The organism is Citrobacter sp. RHBSTW-00881 (assembly GCF_013728515.1).
Lineage (GTDB): Bacteria > Pseudomonadota > Gammaproteobacteria > Enterobacterales > Enterobacteriaceae > Citrobacter > Citrobacter braakii.
Genome location: NZ_CP056269.1, coordinates 4300471 through 4326367 on the forward strand (window position 1 = coordinate 4300471; position 25897 = coordinate 4326367).

Here is a 25897-nt window from a genome sequence, read left to right on the forward strand (position 1 = left end):
GCAATGCGCCAATACCGCATTGCGCCTTGCTGTAATTATCGCAGCAGCGCGGCAGAAAAAAAGCGTAGCGGGTATAAGGAATAGAAATAAAAATGCCCGGAGAAGCAGACTTCTCCGGGCATTGATGCGTTTTTACACAAATCGCGTTTGCGTATTACACCGCGGTCTGGAAAATCACACCATCGGCTTTCTCAGTATACTGAGACAGCTGGTCGAAGTTCAGATAACGGTAAGTATCCACCGCCGTCTTATCAACCTGCGCCACATAGGCCTGATATTCTTCCGCCGTCGGCAGTTTGCCAATCAGCGCCGCAACCGCCGCCAGCTCCGCAGAAGCCAGGTAGACGTTCGCCCCGGTACCTAAACGGTTCGGGAAGTTACGGGTAGAGGTCGAAACCACCGTTGCGCCGTCAGCCACACGCGCCTGGTTACCCATGCACAGCGAACAGCCTGGGATCTCAATACGCGCACCGCTCTTACCAAACACGCTGTAGTAGCCTTCTTCGGTCAGCTGCGCCGCATCCATACGGGTTGGCGGAGCCACCCACAGACGCGTCGGCAACTGGCCTTTGTGTGCATCCAGCAGTTTACCCGCTGCACGGAAGTGGCCGATGTTAGTCATGCAGGAGCCAATGAAGACTTCATCGATCTTCTCGCCCTGCACGTCAGACAGCAGACGCGCGTCGTCCGGATCGTTCGGTGCACACAGGATTGGCTCTTTGATATCCGCCAGATCGATGTCGATCACTGCCGCGTATTCTGCGTCAGAGTCGGCTTCCAGCAATTGCGGATCCGCCAGCCATTTTTCCATCCCCTGCACACGGCGCTCCAGCGTACGGCGATCGCCGTAACCTTCAGCGATCATCCACTTCAGCAGAACGATGTTAGAGTTCAGATACTCAACGATCGGCTCTTTGTTCAGTTTGATGGTACAACCAGCAGCGGAACGTTCAGCGGAGGCATCGGTCAGTTCGAACGCCTGCTCCACTTTCAGATCCGGCAGACCTTCGATTTCGAGGATGCGGCCAGAGAAGATGTTTTTCTTACCTTTCTTCTCAACGGTTAGCAGACCCTGTTTGATCGCGTACAGCGGAATGGCGTGTACCAGATCGCGCAGGGTAATCCCCGGCTGCATTTTGCCTTTGAAACGCACCAGAACGGATTCCGGCATATCCAGCGGCATCACGCCGGTCGCAGCAGCAAACGCCACCAGGCCAGAACCCGCCGGGAAGGAGATGCCAATCGGGAAACGAGTATGGGAGTCACCGCCGGTGCCGACGGTATCCGGCAACAGCATGCGGTTCAGCCAGGAGTGGATTACGCCATCGCCCGGACGCAGCGACACGCCGCCACGGTTCATGATGAAGTCCGGCAGAGTGTGGTGCGTGGTCACGTCAACCGGCTTCGGATACGCGGCAGTGTGACAGAAGGACTGCATCACCAGGTCAGCAGAGAAGCCCAGGCACGCCAGGTCTTTCAGTTCATCACGGGTCATCGGGCCGGTGGTATCCTGAGAACCCACGGAGGTCATCTTCGGTTCGCAGTACGCGCCCGGACGGATACCTTTCACACCGCAGGCGCGGCCCACCATTTTCTGCGCCAGAGAGAAGCCGCGGCTGCTTTCCGCCACGTCTTTCGCCTGACGGAATACGTCGCTGTGCGGCAGTCCCAGCGCTTCGCGCGCTTTGGTGGTCAGGCCACGACCGATGATCAGCGGAATACGGCCACCAGCGCGCACTTCGTCGATCAGCACATCAGTTTTCAGCTCAAAGCTTGCCAGCAATTCGCCGGTTTCGTGGTTACGCACTTCTCCTTTGAACGGGTAAACGTCAATCACGTCGCCCATGTTCATGTTCGAAACGTCCACTTCGATTGGCAGTGCGCCCGCATCTTCCATGGTATTGAAGAAGATCGGTGCAATTTTGCCGCCGAGACACAGACCGCCGCCGCGCTTGTTCGGTACATGAGGGATATCATCGCCCATGAACCACAGTACGGAGTTGGTTGCAGATTTACGCGAAGAGCCGGTACCAACAACGTCACCCACATAAGCCAGCGGGTAGCCTTTTTTCTGCAGTTCTTCAATCTGTTTGATCGGGCCTACCGCGCCCGGCTGGTCCGGTTCAATACCTTCACGGGCGTTTTTCAGCATCGCCAGCGCGTGCAGAGGGATATCCGGGCGAGACCATGCGTCCGGTGCCGGAGAGAGGTCATCGGTGTTGGTTTCACCCGTCACTTTAAACACGGTAACGGTGATTTTTTCAGCCAGAGCAGGACGGTTCAGGAACCATTCGGCATCGGCCCAGGACTGCATTACCTGCTTCGCATATTCGTTGCCCGCTTTGGCTTTTTCTTCTACATCGTAGAAGTTATCGAACATCAGCAGCGTTGAAGAGAGCGCTTTGGCGGCGATCGGCGCCAGTTTTGCGTCGTCAAGCGCGTCGATCAGCGGATGAATGTTGTAACCACCCTGCATGGTGCCCAGCAGTTCAATGGCTTTTTCTGGAGTCACCAGCGGGGAGGTGGTGTCGCCTTTCGCGACGGCAGCGAGAAAACCCGCTTTAACATAAGCGGCTTCATCTACGCCAGGAGGAACGCGGTTGATCAACAGGTCTAACAGGAATTCTTCTTCGCCCACAGGCGGGGTCTTCAGCAGCTCGACAAGTGCGGCCATTTGGGTTGCGTCTAACGGTTTTGGCACAATCCCCTGGGCAGCACGCTCAGCTACGTGCTTACGGTATTCTTCTAGCACGACGATATCTCCTCGCTCTCATTGTCATAATGCGGCGCTTTTGTAGATGGGCGATTCTCTTCACGCTCCTGTGAGACAGTAGTTAGTAGGGTAAATGCCCGGTACCGCGTAAGGCACAATAACAGGATTTTCATTAAGTGTTAATCCGTTTACAAAAAAGCAACATAAAAAATTGGCTGAATCGTTAAGAATGGTGTAGCGACAAGGCGGGGCGTAATTTAGGCTCCCTAAAAACGATGTGAAACGGTGGATTTTCAAGCGCGACATGCTGAATATTCCAGCGATTTTTCAGCCATCAGATATAATTGTGTAATAAATCTTCACACTCTTTTTCCGGACCTGCTGGGTGAATCCCCAATAAAAGTCAAAACTATCTAACACGGGTGAATAATACTCGCGGCAACAGAACGCCTCACGGCACAGCGCTTGTCTCGTTGGAGTCATTTTATGAAGTTGCCCTTTAAGCCACATCTGCTTGTCCTTCTGTGCAGTGCCGGGCTGTTTGCCGCCTCTGGCGTGATGTTCGTTAAAAGTCGCGCAACGGAGCCAGTAGCTCCAGCCCCCGTCGCACAGCAACCGTCCGCACCGGCTCCAGCTCCCGTAGCGGCCCCTGCCCCGGCCGACCAACCAGCGCCCACCGCAGCCCCTACGTACACATCGGCACAAATCGATCAGTGGGTTGCGCCTATCGCGCTCTATCCGGATTCACTGCTGTCGCAAATTTTGATGGCCTCAACCTACCCGGCCAACGTCATCCAGGCCGCGCAGTGGTCAAAAGACAATCCAAAAATGCAGGGTGATGCCGCCATTCAGGCCGTTGCCAGCCAACCCTGGGATCCCAGCGTGAAATCGCTGGTGGCGTTTCCACAGCTGATGTCGCTGATGGGTGAAAATCCGCCGTGGGTACAGAGCCTGGGCGATGCATTCCTTGCGCAGCCGAAAGAGGTTATGGATTCCGTTCAACGCCTGCGTGCGCTGGCGCAACAGACCGGAGCGTTGCAATCTACACCGCAGCAGACCGTTACTACCGTGGTCAAAGCTGCACCGGCTAAAACCGTCACCAGCGAGTCAACGACCACAACAGCCACGACCGCCGCCTCAGCAAGCCCAACGGTAATCAAAATTGAATCCGCCGACCCGCAGGTAGTTTACGTTCCCACCTATAACCCAAATACGGTTTACGGTACCTGGCCGAACACCGCCTATCCGCCAACCTATCTACCGCCAACGCCCGGCGAGCAGTTTGGCAACAGCTTCGTTAACGGTTTAGGCTTCAGCCTCGGCGTCGCCACAACTTATGCCATTTTCAGCAATATCGACTGGGATGACGACGATGACTGGGATCACCATCATAACGATGACTGGGATAACCATGGCGGCTATAACCGCAACGGTGATAACAACATCAATATCAACGTTGATAACTTCAATAAAATCAGTGGACAGCGTCTGACGGATGCCAACCGTACCTGGCAGCACAACCCGACCTATCGCGAAGGGGTGCCGTACCCTAATAGCCAGCTCAATAACCGTTTCCACTCCACTAACACGGCTACGGGCCTAAGCTCAACCCAGCAAAGACCGGTCAACCGTGATAGCCAGCGTCAGGCAGCGTTGAGTCAGATGGAAAAATCAACGGGGAAAACCTTCCCCCAGACGGCGCGTACGGGAACGAAAGACGCCCAGCGTCAGGCATCCAGCCAACAGCTAAAGCAAATTTCCCAGCGTAATAATTACCGTGGTTACGATAGCAAACCGCAAACCGCAAACGGCAAAACGGGCAAACGCTCAGCAACATGAACATCGCCAGGCCGCCACTCAGCGACAAGAGAAACGGGTCACGCAACCAGCGCAGCAACGCAACGTGCAGCAGCGCAATCTTCAACAGCGTACCAGCCAGCCGCGGGCCAATGCGCTGAGCGGCAACGACAGTCGCTCCGCCAGTTGGCAGGCGCAGCAGCAGCGAGGGGCTCAAAGCAGGCAGGTCGCCCGCAACCAGCCATCTCGCCAGCTATCCGGCGACCGTGCTGAACACCGTGAATTCCGTCATCGTTAAGGGAAGCGACATGAAAAATAAACTACTCAGTGGAATGGTGTTATTCATGGTTTCGACCACCGCGATGGCACAGCAATCCTTCAGCACACCAGACCAGGCGACCGATGCCCTGGCAACCGCGATAAGCGAGCAGAATGAAAGCGCGATGAACAACCTGCTCGGGGAAAACTGGCGCGAGTTTCTGCCACCGGAAGGCGTCGATCCTGATGCGGTTGATCGCTTCCTGCGCGACTGGAAGGTCCGCCATAATACTGTCATCGACGGCAATAGCGCGCACCTGGTGGTCGGGGACAGCGACTGGCAACTGCCGATCCCGGTTGTTAAAACCGCTTCCGGCTGGCAATTTGATATCAAGGAAGCGGCCGAAGAGATCCTGACCCGTGAGATTGGGCGCAACGAACTTGCCGCTATTGAAGCATTACACGCCTATGTTGATGCTCAGCAAAGCTACTTTGCGATGAACCAAAAATACGCGCAAAAGATTGTCAGTTCTGAAGGGAAAAAAGATGGTCTGTACTGGCCTGTTTCGCCCGGCGAAGCGCCAAGCCCGCTTGGCCCGGCCTTTAGTCCGCAGGAGCCTGGCACGGGCTATCACGGCTATCGTTTCCGTATCCTTCCCGATAAAACCAGCGGCTTTGCGATGGTTGCCTGGCCCGTCAGCTACGATCACACTGGTGTTATGAGTTTTATGATTAACGGTGATGATAAAGTCTACCAGGCCGATCTCGGCGTTGATTCACAACAGAAAGCCCAGGCGTTAACCGCATATCATCTGGATAAAAACTGGCAGCCCGTAGCGCCCTGAATGCCAGTCAAATAGTGAGTTGACCGGGGAAGCGAAGCCCCTCCGGCCAACTCACGAGAGATTACAGGATGTTAGCGACGGATTTCGCCAGCTGCGCTTCCAGAACCGGTTTCGCTTCTTCGAACTTCAGGTTCACTTTGTTGGCATTAGACACGACGCGGGTCTGGTATTTTGCGCGATCGCCCTGCGCGCTGCAGGTTTGCAGCTTGATACCGGACGTGCCCTGGCGCAGTGCGGCAACGTTACCAGAACTGGTAGCTTTCAGGCAAAAAAAACGCCTCCGAAGAGGCGTTTTCACAAAAGCGGGAAGATTACTTTTTCTTCGCTTTCGGGTTTGGCAGGTCGGTGATGCTACCTTCGAACACTTCTGCCGCCAGGCCCACAGACTCGTGCAGAGTCGGGTGCGCGTGGATGGTCAGCGCGATGTCTTCAGCATCACAACCCATTTCGATCGCCAGACCGATTTCACCCAGCAGCTCGCCGCCGTTGGTACCGACAATCGCACCACCGATAACACGGTGAGATTCTTTGTCGAAAATCAGTTTAGTCATACCGTCTGCGCAGTCGGAAGCGATAGCACGACCAGAAGCAGCCCACGGGAAGGTGGCGGTTTCGTAGCTGATGCCTTTCTCTTTCGCTTCTTTCTCAGTCAGGCCAACCCATGCAACTTCTGGTTCAGTGTATGCGATGGATGGGATAACTTTCGGATCGAAGTAGTGTTTCTTACCGGCGATAACTTCAGCGGCAACGTGACCTTCGTGAACACCTTTGTGCGCAAGCATCGGCTGACCGACGATATCGCCGATAGCAAAGATGTGCGGCACGTTGGTACGCAGCTGTTTGTCAACGCGGATGAAGCCACGGTCATCAACTTCAACGCCAGCTTTGCCCGCGTCGAGGTTTTTGCCGTTCGGTACACGACCGATAGCCACCAGCACCGCATCGTAACGCTGAGCTTCAGCAGGCGCTTTTTTGCCTTCCATGGAAACGTAGATACCGTCTTCTTTCGCTTCAACGGCGGTTACTTTGGTTTCCAGCATCAGGTTGAATTTCTTGCTGATGCGTTTGGTAAAGACTTTAACCACGTCTTTATCGGCAGCCGGGATAACCTGGTCGAACATTTCAACCACGTCGATCTCTGAACCCAGCGCATGGTAAACGGTACCCATTTCCAGACCGATAATACCGCCGCCCATTACCAGCAGGCGCTTAGGAACAGTTTTCAGTTCCAGTGCATCGGTGGAATCCCACACGCGCGGATCTTCATGCGGAATGAATGGCAGTTCGATCGGACGGGAACCCGCCGCGATGATCGCGTTGTCAAAGTTGATCACGGTTTTGCCGTTTTCACCTTCAACTTCCAGGGTGTTTGCCCCGGTAAATTTACCCAGACCGTTAACCACTTTCACTTTACGGCCTTTGGCCATACCCGCCAGACCGCCGGTCAGTTGAGTGATAACTTTTTCTTTCCAGGTACGAATCTTGTCGATATCGGTTTTCGGCTCGCCAAAAACGATACCGTGTTCAGCCAGCGCTTTGGCTTCTTCGATAACTTTTGCTACGTGCAGCAGCGCTTTAGAAGGGATACAGCCGACGTTCAGACAAACACCACCGAGGGTGCTGTAACGTTCTACGATGACGGTCTCCAGACCTAAATCTGCGCAACGGAAGGCAGCAGAGTAACCTGCAGGGCCTGCCCCAAGTACCACGACCTGAGTTTTGATTTCAGTGCTCATCATGACCTCTTAATTTATACCCGTCGTCCACCGGGTCGTTCTATCCGCCCGTATTTTACAAAATTGTTAACAATTTTGAAACAACAAACGGCAACCGATTTGTCTTTCGCACAATAACCTCACTGACTTCATGAGATTACCAGAAAAAAGCCGGCCGTCGGGCCGGCTTTTTCGCTTACATCACCAAGCGGCGAATGTCAGACAGCATGTTGTTGATGATGGTGATAAAGCGCGCACCATCAGCACCGTCGATTACGCGGTGGTCGAAGGAGAGCGAAATCGGCATCATCAGACGCGGCATAAACTCTTTACCGTTCCACACTGGCTCCATAGAGGACTTGGAGACACCGAGGATAGCCACTTCCGGCGCGTTCACAATCGGCGCGAAGTGGGTCGTACCCAGGCCACCGATGCTGGAGATGGTGAAGCAACCGCCCTGCATTTCGCCAGCGGTCAGCTTGCCATCACGCGCTTTCTTGGAGATGGTGGTCAGTTCACGAGACAGCTCGGTAATGCTCTTCTTGTTCACGTCTTTGAAGACCGGAACAACCAGACCATTCGGCGTATCTACCGCGACACCGATGTTGATGTATTTTTTCAGGGTCAGACGCTGACCGTCTTCAGACAGAGAGCTGTTGAAGCGCGGCATCTGTTCCAGAGCGGCGGCAACGGCTTTCATGATGAAGACCACTGGCGTGAATTTCACATCCAGTTTACGTTTTTCAGCTTCGGCGTTCTGCTGTTTACGGAACGCTTCCAGATCGGTGATATCGGTCTTGTCGAAGTGAGTAACGTGCGGGATCATCACCCAGTTACGGCTCAGGTTAGCACCAGAGATTTTCTGGATACGGCCCAGTTCCACTTCTTCGATTTCACCAAACTTGCTGAAGTCCACTTTCGGCCAAGGCAGCATGCCCGGAATACCGCCGCCTGCTGCTGCCGGAGCAGCTTCAGCACGCTTGATAGCGTCTTTCACGTAAGCCTGAACGTCTTCACGCAGGATACGACCTTTACGGCCAGAACCTTTCACTTTCGCCAGGTTTACACCGAACTCGCGCGCCAGGCGACGAATCAGCGGTGTTGCATGAACGTAAGCGTCGTTCTCAGCGAACTCAGATTTACCTTCCGCTTTCGCGGCCGGAGCTGCGGCTGGTTTAGCAGCCTGAGCCGGTGCAGCTGCAGAGGCTGGAGCAGCCGCGGCAGCTGGAGCTGCGCCTTCAACTTCGAAGATCATAATCAGAGAACCGGTTTTGACTTTGTCACCGGTGCTGATTTTGATTTCCTTCACGGTGCCCGCGAACGGTGCCGGAACTTCCATCGACGCTTTATCGCCTTCAACGGTAATCAGTGACTGCTCAGCGGCAATTTTATCGCCCACTTTAACCATCACTTCAGTGACTTCAACTTCGTCACCGCCGATATCCGGAACGTTAACCTCTTTCGAGCCAGAAGCTGCCGGAGCCGCCGCTGCTGCTGGAGCTGCCGCCTGAGCCGGTGCTGCAGCAGGCGCTGCGCCTGCAACTTCGAAGACCATAATCAGAGAACCGGTAGACACTTTGTCGCCCGTGTTGATTTTGATCTCTTTAACGGTGCCCGCGAACGGCGCCGGAACTTCCATCGACGCTTTATCGCCTTCAACGGTGATCAGAGACTGTTCAGCCGCAACGGTGTCGCCCACTTTAACCATAACCTCGGTAACTTCGACTTCGTCACCGCCGATGTCCGGTACGTGTACTTCTTTCGCCGCTGCCGCAGCAGGTGCTGCTGCCGGAGCTGCTTCTTTCTTCTCTTCTGCCGGAGCAGGTGCAGCGGCTGCTGCACCATCGGCGGAATCGAAAATCATGATCAGTTTGCCGGTCTCAGTTTTGTCGCCAACAGAGACTTTGATCTCTTTAACGATACCTGCCTGAGGAGACGGAACTTCCATAGAGGCTTTGTCGCCTTCTACGGTGATCAGCGACTGTTCAGCTTCAACTTTGTCGCCCACTTTGACCAGGATCTCGGTGATTTCAACTTCATCAGCCCCGATGTCCGGTACATTGATTTCGATAGCCATTATTCTTTTACCTCTTACGCCAGACGCGGGTTAACTTTATCTGCATCGATGTTGAATTTGATGATTGCGTCAGCAACCACTTTCTTATCGATTTCGCCACGTTTAGCCAGTTCGCCCAGGGCCGCTACAACCACATAAGAAGCATCAACTTCAAAGTGGTGACGCAGGTTTTCACGGCTGTCAGAGCGACCGAAGCCGTCAGTACCCAGTACGCGATAATCATCAGCCGGTACATAAGTACGAACCTGTTCGGCAAACAGTTTCATATAGTCAGTAGATGCCACTGCCGGAGCGTCGTTCATCACCTGAGCGATGTACGGAACGCGCGGAGTTTCCATCGGGTGCAGCATGTTCCAGCGTTCACAATCCTGGCCATCGCGCGCCAGTTCAGTGAAGGAGGTTACGCTGTAAACGTCAGAACCTACACCATAGTCGTTCGCCAGGATCTGTGCTGCTTCACGCACGTGACGCAGGATAGAACCGGAGCCCAGCAGCTGAACTTTACCTTTCTTACCTTCGAGGGTTTCGAGTTTGTAGATACCTTTACGGATACCTTCCTCGGCACCTGCTGGCATTGCCGGCATGTGGTAGTTTTCGTTCAGCGTGGTGATGTAGTAGTAAACGTTCTCTTGTTTCTCACCGTACATACGCTCCAGACCATCGTGCATGATGACCGCAACTTCGTACGCGTAAGACGGATCGTAAGAGATACAGTTCGGGATAGTCAGAGACTGAATATGGCTGTGACCATCTTCGTGCTGCAGACCTTCGCCGTTCAGCGTCGTACGACCAGAAGTTCCCCCTACCAGGAAGCCGCGAGCCTGTTGGTCGCCTGCCTGCCAGCACAGGTCACCGATACGCTGGAACCCGAACATGGAGTAGTAGATGTAGAACGGAATCATCGGCAGATCGTTGGTGCTGTAAGAGGTCGCAGCAGCCAGCCAGGATGCGCCAGCACCCAGTTCGTTGATGCCTTCCTGCAGGATCTGACCTTTCTCGTCTTCTTTATAGTAAGCAACCTGCTCACGGTCCTGCGGGGTGTACTGCTGACCGTTCGGGCTGTAGATACCGATCTGACGGAACAGACCTTCCATACCGAAAGTACGCGCTTCATCAGCGATGATCGGAACCAGACGATCTTTGATCGACTTGTTCTTCAGCATCACGTTCAGGGCACGAACGAAAGCGATAGTGGTGGAGATTTCTTTGTTCTGCTCTTCCAGCAGCGCACCGAAGTCTTCCAGAGCAGGCAGTTCCAGCTTCTCGGTGAAGTTCGGCTGACGAGCAGGCAGATAGCCGTGCAGTTTCTGACGCTGAGCGTGCAGATAAGTGTGCTCTTCAGAACCTTCCGGGAAGGTGATGTAAGACAGGTTTTCAACCTGCTCATCGGTCACAGGAACGTTGAAACGGTCGCGGATATAACGCACGCCGTCCATGTTCATTTTCTTAACCTGGTGAGCGATGTTTTTACCTTCGGCGGTGTCACCCATGCCGTAACCTTTGATGGTATGGGCCAGGATTACAGTTGCTTTGCCTTTGGTTTCCTGCGCTTTCTTCAGTGCAGCGTAGACTTTCTTCGGATCGTGACCACCACGGTTCAGAGCCCAAATCTGCTCGTCAGTCCAGTCAGCAACCAGGGCTGCGGTTTCCGGGTATTTACCGAAGAAGTGCTCACGTACGTATGCGCCATCTTTGGATTTAAAGGTCTGGTAGTCGCCGTCAACGGTTTCGTTCATCAGTTGGATCAGTTTACCGCTGGTATCTTTACGCAGCAGCTCATCCCAACGACCGCCCCACATGACTTTGATAACGTTCCAGCCAGCGCCCGCGAAGATGCCTTCCAGTTCGTTAACAATCTTGCCGTTACCGGTGACCGGACCGTCAAGACGCTGCAGGTTACAGTTGATAACAAAGACCAGGTTGTCCAGTTTCTCACGGGTCGCGATGGTGATTGCACCCTTAGATTCTGGCTCATCCATTTCGCCGTCGCCCAGGAAAGCGTAAACGGTTTGTTTAGAGGTATCTTTCAGGCCACGGTGTTCCAGATATTTCAGGAATTTAGCCTGGTAGATTGCACCGATTGGGCCCAGACCCATAGATACGGTCGGGAACTGCCAGAATTCCGGCATCAGTTTCGGGTGCGGGTAGGAAGACAGGCCGTTGCCATGTACTTCCTGACGGAAGTTGTTCATCTGCTCTTCAGTCAGACGACCTTCCAGGAATGCGCGAGCGTAGATGCCCGGAGAGATGTGGCCCTGGAAGTAAACCAGATCGCCGCCATCCTGTTCGTTGCGTGCACGGAAGAAGTGGTTGAAGCAAACATCATACACCGTTGCGGAGGACTGGAAGGATGCCATGTGGCCACCCAGCTCGAGGTCCTTTTTAGACGCGCGCAGTACGGTCATGATGGCGTTCCAGCGGATAGCAGAACGAATACGACGCTCCAGCTCCAGATTGCCCGGGTATTCCGGTTCATCTTCAACGGCAATAGTGTTTACATAATTGCTGGCCCCAGCACCTGCCGCTACTTTCACGCCGCCTTTGCGAGCTTCTGAAAGCAGTTGGTCGATCAGATACTGAGCACGCTCAACACCTTCTTCACGGATGACCGATTCGATCGCCTGTAGCCAGTCGCGAGTTTCGATCGGATCCACGTCATTTGGGAAACGTTCTGACATGGGGGTATTCCTTATCTATCTAATACGTTGAGTTATCTGGAACCTGTCCCATTACGTTCTCACCAGAGAGCGTAATAAGACAGGTTCTGCGTTTAGTTGCCGCGCCTTTCGATAGCGCTTGATTTACAACATCTTCTGGTTAACGTTCTGCCAGAAAAATCACTAATTCTTTCGTTGCTCCAGACGGCGTAAGGCGCGTTCACGACGGCTTTCCTCACGGCTCCTGTCCAGCAGAATCTCTTCGATAAACGCCAGGTGACGGTGAGACGCTTCACGCGCTTCTTCAGGCTTCCCGGCGATAATTGCTTCAAAGATGCGGGTACGGTGACTGCTCACCAGCGGCAGCATCTCGCGACGCGCATACAGCAATTCGAAGTTTTGCCGAACGTTCTGGGCCAGCATCGGCTCCATACACCTTAGCAAATGGAGCAGCACCACATTATGTGCCGCTTCGGTGACAGCAATTTGATACTGGAGTACCGCGTCAGATTCGCCGTCAAGATCGCCGGACTGTTGAGCAAGCTCGATCGCATGGTGGAGTTCACGGATACGCGTTTTGTCTTCATCCGTGCTGCGCAGTGCAGCGTAATAGGCTGCAATACCTTCCAGCGCATGGCGCGTCTCAAGCAGGTCAAACTGGGATTCAGGATGGTCGGAGAGCAGCTCTACCAGTGGGTCGCTAAAGCTCTGCCACAGGCTGCTCTGAACAAAAGTGCCACCGCCCTGACGACGAAGCAGTAACCCCTTCGCTTCAAGGCGTTGGATCGCCTCGCGTAAGGAGGGGCGGGAGACGTCGAACTGTTTTGCCAGCTCGCGTTCCGGTGGGAGTTTTTCTCCGGGGCGAAGTGTCCCCTCAAGAATTAAAAACTCCAGCTGCTGCTCAATCACATCGGAGAGTTTTGGTTGGCGGATTTTGCTGTAGGCCATGATTTCCTGTCTTAAGCCATTTGCCCGGAGTCAATTGGTCTTACCAATTTCATGTTCTTGACGCTAAAGTAACAAAGTATTCACCTTCTGTCCATACAGGTTTTGATTGAAATCAGTAAAGGGGGCATATTTTAACAACATTACAGAAATAACGTTTCAAACATGTAACTATGCACAAATGTTAAATTTACCCACCACGGGGTAGTTTTAACGGAATTGAAACGAAAAAATATCTCATCTGAACCGATTCACCTGATTATTTATCGACACATTAGCCACAATTAGTGAATAAAAATTCAAAATGGAAATTTTGTGGTAGATAAACTCGCATTTACAAATGGTTTCTTTTTATTCAACTCGTCATCTTGCCCGCATAAAGCAGGTGCATTCGCGCTCGCATATCATTATTCTGATCAAGACAAAAGCACTGAGGCAACATTTTATATAAAGCATCTGTAAACAAATAAATACAACAAACGGAATTGCAAACTTACACACGCATTGCTGCGTAGTTCAAAAAATAAGTACTCGAAATATGAAGAGTAAAACCACACACGAGGTTTAATGATGGAAAGTCAACAGCATGGCGATCAGCTCAAGCGCGGTCTTAAGAACCGCCATATACAGCTAATCGCGCTGGGTGGCGCGATTGGTACCGGGTTATTCCTCGGTAGCGCATCCGTTATCCAGTCTGCAGGACCGGGTATTATTCTGGGTTACGCAATTGCCGGCTTTATCGCCTTTTTGATTATGCGTCAGTTAGGTGAAATGGTGGTTGAAGAGCCGGTTGCAGGCTCCTTTAGCCACTTTGCTTATAAATACTGGGGCGGTTTTGCGGGCTTCTCTTCTGGCTGGAACTATTGGGTACTGTACGTCCTGGTTGCCATGGCTGAACTGACTGCCGTAGGTAAATACATCCAGTTCTGGTATCCGGAGATCCCCACCTGGGTTTCTGCTGCAGCCTTCTTCGTGCTGATCAACGCCATCAACCTGACCAACGTGAAAGTGTTTGGGGAAATGGAGTTCTGGTTCGCCATTATTAAAGTCATTGCCGTGGTTGCGATGATTCTGTTCGGCGGCTGGTTGCTGTTTAGCGGCAACGGCGGCCCGCAGGCCAGCGTCAGTAACCTGTGGAGCCAGGGGGGCTTCCTGCCGCACGGCTTCACCGGTCTGGTGATGATGATGGCTATTATTATGTTCTCTTTTGGTGGGCTGGAGCTGGTCGGGATCACCGCAGCAGAAGCCGATAACCCGGAGCAAAGCATTCCCAAAGCAACCAACCAGGTTATCTACCGTATCCTGATTTTCTATGTAGGTTCGCTGGCTGTTCTGCTTTCCCTGATGCCGTGGACGCGCGTCACGGCTGATACCAGCCCGTTTGTCCTTATTTTCCACGAGCTGGGCGACACCTTTGTTGCCAATGCACTGAACATCGTAGTGCTGACCGCTGCCCTTTCTGTGTATAACAGCTGCGTATACTGCAACAGCCGTATGCTGTTCGGTCTGGCACAGCAGGGCAACGCGCCAAAAGCGCTGATGAACGTCGACAAACGCGGCGTACCGGTGAACACCATTCTGGTCTCCGCGCTGGTTACGGCTCTGTGTGTGCTGATCAACTATCTGGCACCGGAATCCGCCTTTGGCCTGCTGATGGCGCTAGTGGTTTCCGCACTGGTGATCAACTGGGCAATGATTAGCCTGGCGCACATGAAGTTCCGCAAAGCCAAACAGCAGCAAGGCGTTACCACCCGTTTCCCGGCGTTGCTCTATCCGCTTGGTAACTGGGTATGTCTGATTTTCATGGCTGCAGTGCTGGTGATTATGCTGATGACGCCGGGCATGGCGATTTCGGTGTACTTAATCCCGGTATGGATTGCCATTCTTGGCATCGGCTATTTGTGCAAACAGAAAACCGCCAAAGTAGCTAAAGCACATTAATTCTCCCTCCCCCACCTGCATCAGGTGGGGGTTGTTACCTGCCTCACACTTTCCCACTCACGACTGTTTCGTCCATATCACTGGCGTTATCCTGCAACGCAAAAACACCTCTGCCAGACAATAATTATCTCCATATCTTATTAATGGAGTGCAGTTGATGGAAACCAGTAAGCTCACGGTGAAAGAAAAGATCGGCTATGGAATGGGCGACGCCGGATGCAACATCATCTTTGGCGCCATCATGTTGTTTGTTAACTATTTTTACACCGATATTTTTGGCCTGGCACCGGCCCTGGTCGGCGTGTTACTGCTCTCAGTACGCGTTATAGATGCCGTTACCGACCCTATTATGGGCGCGATGGCCGACCGCACCCGCAGCAAATATGGTCGATTTCGTCCATGGCTTTTGTGGATGGCTTTCCCATACGCATTATTTAGCGTACTCATGTTTACCACCCCTGAGTGGACATATAACAGCAAAGTAATCTATGCGTTCGTCACCTACTTCCTGCTCTCTATCACCTATACGGCGATCAACATCCCTTACTGCTCGCTCGGCAGCGTCATCACTAACGATCCAAAGGAACGTGTCGCCTGCCAGTCATATCGCTTTGTGTTGGTAGGAATTGCAACCCTGCTGCTCTCCCTCACCTTGCTGCCAATGGCGGACTGGTTTGGCGGGGAAGATAAAGCTAAAGGCTATCAGATGGCGATGGCAGTGCTGGCCTTCATCGGCATGTGTATGTTCCTGTTTTGCTTTGCAACCGTCCGTGAGCGCGTACGTCCTGCCGTCCCGACTAACGACGATTTAAAAGCCGACCTGAAAGACGTATGGAAGAACGATCAGTGGGTAAAAATCCTGCTGTTAACCCTGTGCAACGTCTGTCCGGGCTTTATTCGCATGGCCGCCACCATGTACTACGTAACCTGGGTTATGCAGCAAAGCACGCAGTTCGCAACGCTGTTTATCAGCCTTGGCGTTGTGGGCATGATGATCGGCAGCATGCTGGCGAAGGTGTTAACCGATCGCTGGTGCAAACTGAAAGTCTTCTTCTGGACCAATATCATCCTGGCGATTTTCTCCGGCGCGTTTTACTTCTTCGATCCTAAAGCCACCATGATGATTATGGTGCTTTACTTCCTGCTCAACATTCTGCATCAGATCCCATCCCCACTGCACTGGTCGCTGATGGCAGATGTCGATGACTACGGCGAGTGGAAAACCGGTAAACGTATCACCGGAATCAGCTTCTCCGGCAACCTGTTCTTCCTGAAACTGGGCCTGGCGATTGCCGGAGCGATGGTTGGTTTCCTGCTCTCCTGGTACGGCTACGACGCAGGGGTGAAAGCGCAAAGCGACTCCGCCATTAACGGTATTATGCTGCTGTTTACCATCATACCGGGTGTAGGCTACCTGATTACCGCAGGCGTAGTTCGTCTGCTGAAAGTTGACCGCGAGTTTATGCAACAAATCCAGACAGATTTAGAAAAGCGCCGCGCCAACTACCGTGAACTGAATGAGTACCACGATATAAAAACGACTGAAAACGTAAGGAAAGCCTAATGAATCAGTGGCCAAACCCCTTTATTGAACAGCGTGCCGACCCGTTTATTTTACGTGACGGTAGCCACTACTATTTCATTGCTTCAGTGCCCGAATACGATCGTCTGGAGATCCGCCGGGCGGACTCGCTGGAAGGGTTACGCACCGCTATCCCGGTTGTCGTCTGGCGCAGACCAGAAAACGGCCCCATGAGCCAGCTGATCTGGGCACCTGAGATCCATCATCTGGCAGGCAAGTGGTACATCTATTTTGCCGCCGCCCACACACAGGCGCTCGACAAGCTGGGGATGTTCCAGCACCGTATGTTTGCGCTCGAATGTGCAGACGCCGATCCGCTGACCGGCCAATGGACAGAGAAAGGGCAGATTAAAACGCAGTTTGATACCTTCGCGCTCGATGCCACCACCTTTAACCATCAGGGAAAACAGTGGTATCTGTGGGCGCAGAAATCCCCCGATATCGCCGGAAACTCCAATATCTATCTCGCCGAACTGGAAAATCCATGGACGATTAAAGGCGAGCCGGTAATGCTCAGTCATCCAGAGTATGACTGGGAATGCCGGGGTTTTTGGGTCAACGAAGGGCCGGCCGTCATGGTTCACGGCGACAAGCTGTTTATCAGCTATTCCGCCAGCGCCACCGATGAGAACTACTGTATGGGGTTATTGTGGATTGATCTCAATGCCGATCCGCTCAACCCGCAGAACTGGCACAAATCGCCGCGCCCGGTCTTTACCACCAGCTATGAAAACCGCCAATACGGGCCGGGATACAACAGCTTTACGCAAACGCCGGAAGGAGAAGATGTGCTGGTGTACCACGCGAGAAATTACACTGAAATCGAGGGCGATCCGCTGTACGACCCAAACCGCCACACTCGTCTGAAGCTGGTACGCTGGAACGAAAACGGGATGCCAGATTTTGGCATCCCACCTGCTGATACGCTTTGAAAGATTGGCCCGCAAGCACAAAGCGACCGGGCCAATTTTTTTCCTCGACGGATAAGCGCAGCGCCATCCACTAATAATGGCTTAAATTAATGTTCCATAAATGGTCAGCACGGCAATGACCACCACCACCACAAACGAGGTCTTCTTCGCCATCGAAACCGCGGCTTTTGGCGTTGCGACTTTATCGGTATGTGGTTCACGCGCTAAAGAAAACTGCGCAAGGCGAGTAAGCACCTGATATTGCGAAGTATGCAGATCCGCCAGCGACGCAAACCAGGCAGGCAACGCCTTCTCGCCGTGCCCCAGCAGCGCATAGACGACACCCGCCAGGCGCACCGGGATCCAGTCCAGCACATGCAGGATCGCATCGATACCTGATTGTAAACGCTGGTGCGGCGTCTGATAGCGCGCCAGCCAGGACTGCCAGGCACGTAGAAAGGCATAACCCACCAGCGTCACCGGTCCCCACGGGCCACCGACAATCAGCCAGAATAACGGCGCCAGATAAAAGCGAAAGTTGTTCCATAACAGCGCGTTCTGCAGTTCGCGCAAGAACTCACGCTCATCACACTCAGGCGGAATCCCATGAATCAGTGTCAGCTCGCTGGCCATCGCTTCACGGGCGTGAGCGTCATCGCGAGCAGCCGCGTTCAGATAGGCATGATAATGAAGACGCGTCTTGCCAGCGCCGATGCACAGCAAACCAATTAAGATCCACGCCACCAGCAAAGGCACGTTAAACAACAGGCCTTGAAGTGCGCGCAGCAGCAGGAACGTCACCCCCATCGCAATAAGGGCCATGCCTACCGTACGCATCATCGAAAAATGCTTCACCCGGCGGAAAAAAGCTTCAACCCGGTGATCAAGCTGCCAGTGCTCACCCAGCTTAAACAGGCGTTCAACAATCAACACCAGTAATGTTGTAAACAGCGTCATGTCATCTCCTTGTGCGACGAGGGGGTGACCAGGGCGCGAAACCTTGCCCAGTCAAAAGAGGGCCCGGGATCGGTCTTACGCTCGGGCGCAATATTGCAATGTCCTGTCATGTTGTTGGCAATAGCCGGATAACGCGTAATCAGGGCATTCGTCACGGCTGCCAGTTGCTGATACTGCGCATCGGTATAGGCCAGCGTATCCGTCCCTTCCAGCTCAATACCAATTGAGAAATCATTACAGCGTTCGCGGCCTTGATAGTTCGACACGCCAGCATGCCAGGCGCGTTTATCAAAAGGGACATACTGCACAATTTCACCGTCACGGCGAATTAAACAATGTGCCGAAACGCGCAAATGGGCGATCCCGGCAAAATAAGGATGGGCATTGGGATCAATCGTGCCCGTAAACAGCGCATCGATCCACGGGCCGCCAAACTCGCCGGGCGGCAGGCTGATATTATGCACCACCAGCAGAGAAGGGTTTTCGTCATCCGGGCGGCAATCGTAATGAGGAGAGGGAACGCGTCGCGCCTCTGCCAGCCAGCCCTCGTCTAACAACATGCAGAATCTCCTTATTGGTGGTGCTCATATCAGGTTCAGGGTAGCATGTTTCCACCTTATGATTCGTTAGCAATTTGGAGTTTTATCATGCCGCCTCGCCGCTATAACCCTGACTACCGACGTGACGCGCTGTTGGAACGCATAAATCTGGATATCCCTGCCGCTGTAGCTCAGGCGCTGCGTGAAGATTTAGGCGGAGAAGTTGATGCCAATAACGATATCACCGCACAGCTTTTACCCGCGGAGATGCGCTCCCACGCCACCGTGATCACCCGCGAAGATGGCGTTTTTTGTGGAAAACGTTGGGTTGAAGAGGTCTTTATTCAACTGGCGGGCGATGATGTCAACATCACCTGGCATGTCGAAGATGGCGACAGCATTAAGGCCAATCAGCCGCTATTTGAACTGGACGGCCCTTCCCGCGTGCTGCTAACTGGCGAACGTACCGCGCTTAATTTTGTACAGACGCTTTCGGGTGTGGCGAGCGAGGTGCGTAAATATGTCGACCTGCTGGCGGGAACAAAAACCCAACTGCTGGATACACGTAAAACTCTGCCGGGGCTGCGTACCGCGCTGAAATACGCCGTATTATGCGGCGGCGGCGCGAATCATCGTCTGGGCCTTTCTGACGCTTTCCTGATTAAAGAAAACCACATTATTGCTTCTGGTTCGGTACGTCAGGCCGTTGAAAAAGCCTTCTGGCTGCACCCGGATGTGCCGGTTGAAGTCGAAGTAGAAAGCCTGGATGAACTGGACGACGCGCTGAAAGCAGGGGCCGACATCATCATGCTCGATAACTTCGAAACTGACCAAATGCGGGAAGCGGTAAAACGCACCAACGGCCAGGCGCGTCTGGAAGTGTCGGGTAACGTCACTCATGAAACTCTGCGCGAATTTGCCGAAACTGGCGTGGATTTCATCTCTGTTGGCGCGCTGACCAAGCATGTTCGCGCGCTCGATCTCTCTATGCGTTTTCGCTAATTACTGATGGTTTAGCCCGATAGTACTTTCACTTATCGGGCCCATCACGCCGGTTTTTCTATCGGCCGGATAAGCGTTTACGCCGCCATACGGCTGTTTCTTCGAGCCTCTTCGCAAATACGTTGTCTGACTCTGTAATTTCATAAAAATCCTCGGAACCCGCCTTCCCGTTCTGTTTTTTGCCTCTCGCCGTAAACCCGAGCGTTTGCCAAAGTAGCGCCAGCTAACTCAAGGAGCGAACGATGGACAAGCAACGAGGCTTCACACTTATCGAACTCATGGTGGTCATTGGCATTATTGCCATCCTTAGCGCCATCGGTATTCCGGCTTATCAAAACTATCTGCGCAAAGCCGCGTTAACAGACATGCTGCAAACCTTTGTTCCCTATCGCACGGCGGTTGAGCTCTGTGCGCTGGAGCATGGCGGAACAACAACCTGTGATGCCGGAACGAATGGCATCCCTTCTCCAGCCACCACCCGTTATGTCTCCGCCATGAGCGTTGAAAAAGGAGTGGTCAGCCTCAGCGGACAAGAAAGCCTGAACGGGTTAAGCATCACCATGACGCCGGGTTGGGACAATGCCAACGGTATTACCGGCTGGAGCCGTAACTGCGTTATCCAGAATGACAGCGCATTGCAACAGGCCTGTGAAGACGTTTTCCGTTTCGATATCAATTAAGGAAAAGAGATGAATACCACCCAACTTACGGCGCTGTGCCAACGTCATCAGGGAATATTACTGGATGCAGACAATGAAGTGGTGCACATCGCCGTCGTGGACGCTCCATCCCACGAATTGCTGGACGCACTGCATTTTGCCACCACCCGACGTATCGACATCGTCTGCTGGACGCGTCAACAAATGGAAGGCCACACGCATACGCCACAGAAAATGCTCCCGGCAGTGGTCACGAAAAGCAGCGCCAGCGCAGCAGATTTGCTGAATCAGACGTTTCAATCCGCTCTGGTGCAACGGGCTTCTGATATTCATTTTGAACCAGCGGAAAATCACTATCGAATCAGATTACGTGTGGATGGCGTACTGCATGCTTTACCGGACGTCACGACCGAGATGGGTATCGCCATCACTGCCAGACTAAAAGTTTTAGGCAGTCTGGATATTGCCGAGCACCGACTTGCGCAAGACGGCCAGTTTACCGTTGAGATTTCAGGAGAGCCGGTCTCGTTTCGCATCGCCACCCTGCCCTGTCGCTTTGGCGAAAAAGTGGTGCTACGGCTACTGCATCAGGTCGATCAAGCGCTGGAAATCACCGCGCTGGGAATGCAGGACGCGCAGCTGGCAGCATTTTCACAAGCGTTGCAGCAGCCTCAGGGGCTGATTCTGGTCACCGGACCGACCGGAAGCGGTAAAACGGTCACGCTGTACAGTGCGCTGCAGACCCGAAACACTCCGGACGTTAACCTCTGTAGCGTGGAAGATCCAGTAGAGATCCCGATCGCAGGTCTTAACCAGACACAAATTCATCCACGTGCCGGTCTCACTTTTCAGGGAGTATTGCGCGCGCTGCTGCGTCAGGATCCCGACATTATCATGGTGGGTGAAATCCGTGATGGCGAAACGGCTGAAATAGCCCTTAAAGCCGCACAAACCGGTCATCTGGTTCTATCAACACTGCATACCAATTCCACCACAGAAACACTAATACGCTTGCAGCAAATGGGGGTTGCACGCTGGATGATCGCCTCCGCGCTGACGCTCGTTATTGCGCAGCGGTTGGTGAGAAAATTGTGCCCACATTGCCGACAACGTCTGGAAACGCCGATCATGCTCCCGGAAGCGATCTGGCCTACGCCACTGCCTCATTGGCAGGCTCCGGGCTGCCAACATTGCTATCACGGATTTTATGGCCGTACGGCATTGTTTGAAGTTCTCCCCGTGACACCTGCATTGCGCCAGAGCATCGCTAACGGTACGTCCGTAGACGGAGTGGAATCGAATGCTCAGCAATTAGGGATGAGTACGCTTTTCGAAAATGGTTGCAAGGCCGTCGAACAAGGGTTAACAACATTTGAAGAGTTGGTACGCGTACTGGGCATGCCCCATGTCAGCTAAACTGCTTTGGCGCTGGCAAGGTATTAGCAACGAAGGTAATCCACTGGAAGGCGTACTTTGGGCCGATACCCGCCCCTCATTGATGCTTGCTCTCGAGCAACGGCATATTACGCCGCTGCGCATTAATCGTATGCGTGTCAAAGCCTCACACTGGAGCCGTGAAAAAAGCGCTGAAACCATACGTCAACTGGCGACGTTGCTGAAAGCAGGGCTAACACTCTCGGCAAGTTTAGCTTTGCTGGCTGAACAGCATCCCAGCAGCCAATGGCAAGCGCTACTGCGTACGCTGGCTCACGATATGGAACAGGGTATTTCTCTCTCCACATCGCTATCTCAGTGGCAACACGTTTTTCCGCCTCTTTATCAGGCAATGATCCGTACCGGAGAGCTTACAGGTAAGCTGGACGACTGCTGCTTTGAACTCGCCCGCCAGCAGAAGAATCAACAGCAGCTGGCGGATAAAGTTAAAAAAGCCCTACGCTATCCGATATTCATCATCACGATGGCTGTGATGGTGGTATTCGCGATGCTGCAGTTTGTACTCCCTGAGTTTGCCGCTATTTACCAGACGTTTAACACTCCGCTACCAGTACTCACTCAGTGGATTATTGCCATCGCGCATTTTAGCAGCCAATGGGGATGGCTGGCGGGAGCATTCAGCCTGATAGCGGTTGCAGCATATCACCTGATGAAGCAGCAGCCATACTGGCTCACTCTGCGCCAGAAATTGCTGCTCGGCTTCCCGGTCATAGGACCGATGGTGAGAGGGCAAAAACTCACGCAGATCTTCACTGTTCTGGCGTTAACGCAAAATGCAGGTATTCCTTTTCTGCAAGGTCTTGAGAGCGTCACTGAAACGCTGGCCAACCCTTTCTGGTCGCAACGCTTAGCGCAGGTACATCACGACATCAGCGCCGGAAAACCGGTCTGGTTAGCGCTAAAAAATTGCGGTGAATTCAGCCCATTGTGCATACAGTTGGTCAGAACAGGTGAGGCTTCCGGCTCGCTGGATACAATGCTGCGTAATCTCGCCCATCACCACGGCGAGAAAACATTGTCTCAGGCAGAGAATCTGGCTGCACTACTAGAGCCTGCGTTACTGGTCATTACGGGGCTGATAATCGGTACGCTGGTCGTTGCGATGTATTTGCCGATTTTTCATTTAGGAGATGCGATGAGCGGGGTGGGATAAATTCAAATGCCGGATGGCGCACAGCTTATCCGGCATGTCATAGTACTACCTGTTCTTACAGGCTATTGAAAACGCGGTTTTCTTGTTCCTGTACACGAATAAACGTTGTACGTTTGGTCAGTTCTTTCAGGCGAGATGCACCGACATAGGTACAGGCAGAACGCAGGCCGCCAAGGATATCGCGTGCAGTGTTATCAACCGGGCCACGCAGAGGCAACTTAACTGTTTTACCTTCCGCAGCGCGGTATTGTGCAACACCACCAACGTGACGCGTCATGGCTGATTCAGAGCTCATGCCGTAGAACAGCATGAATTTCTCACCGTTCTCTTCAACAATTTTGCCGCCGCTTTCTTCATGACCGGCCAACATACCGCCGAGCATAACGAAGTCCGCGCCACCGCCGAACGCTTTTGCCACGTCACCCGGCATTGTGCAGCCGCCATCACTGACAATCATGCCGCCCAGACCGTGAGCTGCATCGGCACATTCAATAACCGCAGAAAGCTGTGGGTAGCCAACGCCGGTTTTTACACGTGTGGTACATACAGAACCCGGGCCAATGCCGACTTTAACAATGTCCGCGCCGGAAAGTACCAGCTCTTCACACATTTCTCCAGTAACCACATTGCCCGCACAAATTGTTTTTGTCGGCCATGCTTCACGCGCTTTCGACACAAACTGAACAAAATGCTCTGAGTAGCCATTTGCCACATCAATGCAGATAAAGTTCAGCGCCGGGTTGAGCGCCAGAATCTGTTTGGTTTTTTCGAAATCTGCGTCAGAGGTGCCGGTTGAAACCATTACGTGTTTGAGCACATCAGCAGAGCTCTCTGCGATGAAAGCAGCCCAGTCTTCAACAGAATAGTGTTTGTGTACCGCAGTCAGGATGTCGAAGGATGCCAGCGCCGTTGCCATGGCAAACGTCCCGACAGTGTCCATGTTCGCGGCAATAATGGGTACGCCGGACCAGGTCTGACCTGAGTGCTTAAAGGTAAATTGACGTTCCAGCTCAACATCGGAACGGCTTTTGAGAGTAGAACGCTTAGGGCGGATAAGAACGTCTTTGAAACCTAACTTCAGATCTTCTTCGATACGCATGTGCGGATTCCTGGGGTTAATGGCGAAAAATCGAAACTCACAACTCCAGTGACGCTATCATACGCACTAATCAATGCCGCGCAAGACTGCGAAATTCTCTTTTTTTACGCTACAATCCCATAAATTTACCTGGCGAATAGTAGGTTAATCCTGCAGCAACCTCGCCGTCGCACGCTTAACTTTTAACTGTTTGATAATCAAACTTAAACTCCAGGATCTGCATCTATGAGGTATACGGTAGCCTTAACCGGTGGCATTGGCAGTGGTAAAAGTACCGTTGCAAATGCGTTCTCAGACCTCGGAATAAACGTCATTGATGCAGATATTATTGCGCGCCAGGTGGTTGAACCCGGTACCCCAGCCCTTAAGACGATCGAAGAACATTTTGGTACCGAAGTTATAGCTGCCGACGGATCGTTGCAGCGACGCATTTTACGCGAACGCATTTTTTCCAGTCCTGAGGAGAAAAGCTGGCTGAATGCCCTGCTCCATCCGCTTATTCAGCAGGAAACGCAGCGCCAGTTTCAGCAAGCAACCTCCCCTTATCTGTTGTGGGTTGTACCTTTGCTGGTGGAAAATTCACTGTATAAAAAAGCCAACCGCGTACTCGTGGTGGATGTTACCCCCGAGACACAGCTCAGACGCACTATGCAGCGCGATGACGTCACGCGTGAGCATGTTGAACAAATTCTTGCTGCCCAGGCAACGCGCGAAGCGCGTCTGGCCGTGGCAGACGATGTTATTGATAATAATGGCGCACCGGAGGCCATCGCCTCGGATGTCGCCCGCCTGCACGCGCTCTATCTGCAATGCGCGTTGCAGTTTGTCTCACAGGAAAAACCGTAATGCACACCCAGGTCCTTTTTGAACACCCTCTCAATGAGAAGATGCGTACATGGCTGCGCATTGAGTTTTTAATCCAACAGCTCTCCGTTAATGTACCCATAGCGGACCATGCAGGCGCACTGCATTTTTTCCGCAACATCGGAGACTTACTGGATGTCTTTGAACGCGGCGAAGTCCGTACCGAACTCCTCAAAGAGCTGGAAAGACAACAGCGTAAACTCCAGGCCTGGGTTGAAGTTCCCGGCGTCGATCAAAACAGGATCGACGCATTGCGCCAGCAGTTAAAAAGCGCGGGCAGCATTCTGATTTCGGCTCCGCGTATTGGACAGACGCTGCGCGAAGATCGTCTGATTGGCCTTGTACGTCAGCGTTTAAGCATTCCAGGCGGATGCTGCAGTTTCGATCTGCCGACCCTGCATATTTGGTTACATCTACCGCAGTCGCATCGCGACGCGCAGGTTGAAACATGGCTTGCAAGTCTGAATCCGCTCAATCAGGCACTGTCGCTGGTGCTGGATTTAATTCGCAACTCTGCGCCATTCCGTAAGCAAACCAGCTTGAATGGTTTTTATCAGGACAACGGCGAAGATGCCGATCTGCTTCGCTTGCAGCTGCCGCTTGATTCGCAGCTTTATCCGCAAATTTCTGGTCATAAGAGCCGCTTTGCTATTCGCTTTATGCCGCTGGATAGCGAGAATGGCCAGGTGCCTGAGCGTCTCGATTTTGATCTGGCGTGCTGTTAAGGA

The 25897-nt window shown here is 53.0% G+C and carries 18 protein-coding genes and 2 pseudogenes; 11 read left to right on the forward strand and 9 right to left on the reverse strand.

All coding sequences use genetic code 11. The features are described 5' to 3' along the window. Positions 1-154: 154 nt before the first annotated feature. Positions 155-2752, reverse strand: a complete 2598-nt coding sequence (gene acnB / locus HV311_RS20815; protein ID WP_103928916.1) for a bifunctional aconitate hydratase 2/2-methylisocitrate dehydratase — start codon at positions 2750-2752, stop codon at positions 155-157. A gap of 447 nt (positions 2753-3199) precedes the next feature. On the opposite strand from acnB, the pseudogene HV311_RS20820 reads away from it, so the two are divergent. Continuing rightward, a pseudogene (locus tag HV311_RS20820) lies at positions 3200-4808 on the forward strand (DUF3300 domain-containing protein). A 10-nt stretch (positions 4809-4818) separates the two neighbouring features. Then, positions 4819-5613, forward strand: coding sequence for a DUF2950 family protein (locus HV311_RS20825; RefSeq protein ID WP_153646641.1), 795 nt, complete (start codon positions 4819-4821; stop codon positions 5611-5613). A 61-nt stretch (positions 5614-5674) separates the two neighbouring features. On the opposite strand, the pseudogene traT reads toward HV311_RS20825, so the two are convergent. From traT to pdhR, 5 genes and pseudogenes are all read right to left on the reverse strand, one after another. Continuing rightward, positions 5675-5866 (reverse strand): annotated as a pseudogene (gene traT / locus HV311_RS20830) (complement resistance protein TraT); the annotation flags it as partial. A 58-nt stretch (positions 5867-5924) separates the two neighbouring features. Continuing rightward, positions 5925-7349, reverse strand: a complete 1425-nt coding sequence (gene lpdA / locus HV311_RS20835) for a dihydrolipoyl dehydrogenase (RefSeq protein WP_003018686.1) — start codon at positions 7347-7349, stop codon at positions 5925-5927. Between the two features lie 175 nt (positions 7350-7524). Continuing rightward, entirely contained in the window at positions 7525-9405 is a 1881-nt protein-coding gene (gene aceF, locus HV311_RS20840) for a pyruvate dehydrogenase complex dihydrolipoyllysine-residue acetyltransferase (protein ID WP_115190992.1), read from the reverse strand. Between the two features lie 14 nt (positions 9406-9419). Next, positions 9420-12083: a pyruvate dehydrogenase (acetyl-transferring), homodimeric type gene (gene aceE, locus HV311_RS20845; protein ID WP_181634996.1), complete on the reverse strand. Its 2664-nt coding sequence runs from the start codon at positions 12081-12083 to the stop codon at positions 9420-9422. 162 nt (positions 12084-12245) lie between these two features. Further along, positions 12246-13010, reverse strand: coding sequence for a pyruvate dehydrogenase complex transcriptional repressor PdhR (gene pdhR, locus HV311_RS20850; protein WP_003018699.1), 765 nt, complete (start codon positions 13008-13010; stop codon positions 12246-12248). Between the two features lie 564 nt (positions 13011-13574). Between pdhR and aroP the strand changes: the two genes are divergently transcribed. From aroP to HV311_RS20865, 3 genes are all read left to right on the forward strand, one after another. After that, positions 13575-14948, forward strand: a complete 1374-nt coding sequence (gene aroP / locus HV311_RS20855; RefSeq protein ID WP_087121850.1) for an aromatic amino acid transporter AroP — start codon at positions 13575-13577, stop codon at positions 14946-14948. A 157-nt stretch (positions 14949-15105) separates the two neighbouring features. Continuing rightward, positions 15106-16512, forward strand: a complete 1407-nt coding sequence (locus HV311_RS20860; protein WP_181634997.1) for a glycoside-pentoside-hexuronide (GPH):cation symporter — start codon at positions 15106-15108, stop codon at positions 16510-16512. Continuing rightward, positions 16512-17462 carry a glycoside hydrolase family 43 protein gene (locus HV311_RS20865; RefSeq protein WP_191220424.1) on the forward strand — a complete coding sequence of 317 codons (951 nt, stop codon included), beginning with the start codon at positions 16512-16514 and terminating at the stop codon, positions 17460-17462. Before HV311_RS20860 ends, HV311_RS20865 begins: the two co-directional genes overlap by 1 nt. Positions 17463-17543: 81 nt before the next feature. On the opposite strand, the gene ampE is transcribed toward HV311_RS20865, so the two are convergent. Both ampE and ampD read right to left on the reverse strand, forming a co-directional pair. Next, positions 17544-18398 carry a beta-lactamase regulator AmpE gene (ampE, locus tag HV311_RS20870; protein ID WP_016155697.1) on the reverse strand — a complete coding sequence of 285 codons (855 nt, stop codon included), beginning with the start codon at positions 18396-18398 and terminating at the stop codon, positions 17544-17546. Then, entirely contained in the window at positions 18395-18958 is a 564-nt protein-coding gene (gene ampD / locus HV311_RS20875) for a 1,6-anhydro-N-acetylmuramyl-L-alanine amidase AmpD (protein ID WP_016151712.1), read from the reverse strand. Before ampD ends, ampE begins: the two co-directional genes overlap by 4 nt. A gap of 87 nt (positions 18959-19045) precedes the next feature. Between ampD and nadC the strand changes: the two genes are divergently transcribed. The 4 genes from nadC (at position 19046) to hofC (ending at position 23206) form a co-directional block, all read left to right on the forward strand. Beyond that, positions 19046-19939, forward strand: coding sequence for a carboxylating nicotinate-nucleotide diphosphorylase (gene nadC, locus HV311_RS20880; protein ID WP_016151711.1), 894 nt, complete (start codon positions 19046-19048; stop codon positions 19937-19939). Between the two features lie 242 nt (positions 19940-20181). Next, complete coding sequence (gene ppdD / locus HV311_RS20885; protein WP_016151710.1) at positions 20182-20619, forward strand: prepilin peptidase-dependent pilin; 438 nt, start codon at positions 20182-20184, stop codon at positions 20617-20619. Positions 20620-20628: 9 nt separating this feature from the next. Beyond that, positions 20629-22014, forward strand: a complete 1386-nt coding sequence (gspE, locus tag HV311_RS20890; RefSeq protein WP_181634999.1) for a type II secretion system protein GspE — start codon at positions 20629-20631, stop codon at positions 22012-22014. Beyond that, positions 22004-23206 carry a protein transport protein HofC gene (gene hofC / locus HV311_RS20895; protein ID WP_181635000.1) on the forward strand — a complete coding sequence of 401 codons (1203 nt, stop codon included), beginning with the start codon at positions 22004-22006 and terminating at the stop codon, positions 23204-23206. Before gspE ends, hofC begins: the two co-directional genes overlap by 11 nt. Positions 23207-23261: 55 nt before the next feature. On the opposite strand, the gene HV311_RS20900 is transcribed toward hofC, so the two are convergent. After that, positions 23262-24305 (reverse strand): GMP reductase, encoded by a 1044-nt coding sequence (locus tag HV311_RS20900; RefSeq protein ID WP_003829510.1) that lies wholly within the window; start codon positions 24303-24305, stop codon positions 23262-23264. A gap of 225 nt (positions 24306-24530) precedes the next feature. Here HV311_RS20900 and coaE point away from each other — a divergent pair, with 225 nt between their 5' ends. Together coaE and zapD are read left to right on the forward strand one after the other, a co-directional pair. Beyond that, positions 24531-25151, forward strand: a complete 621-nt coding sequence (gene coaE / locus HV311_RS20905) for a dephospho-CoA kinase (protein WP_191220425.1) — start codon at positions 24531-24533, stop codon at positions 25149-25151. After that, positions 25151-25894 (forward strand): cell division protein ZapD, encoded by a 744-nt coding sequence (zapD, locus tag HV311_RS20910; protein ID WP_016151705.1) that lies wholly within the window; start codon positions 25151-25153, stop codon positions 25892-25894. The genes coaE and zapD overlap by 1 nt, the downstream gene beginning before the upstream one ends. The last annotated feature ends 3 nt before the right edge of the window (positions 25895-25897 follow it).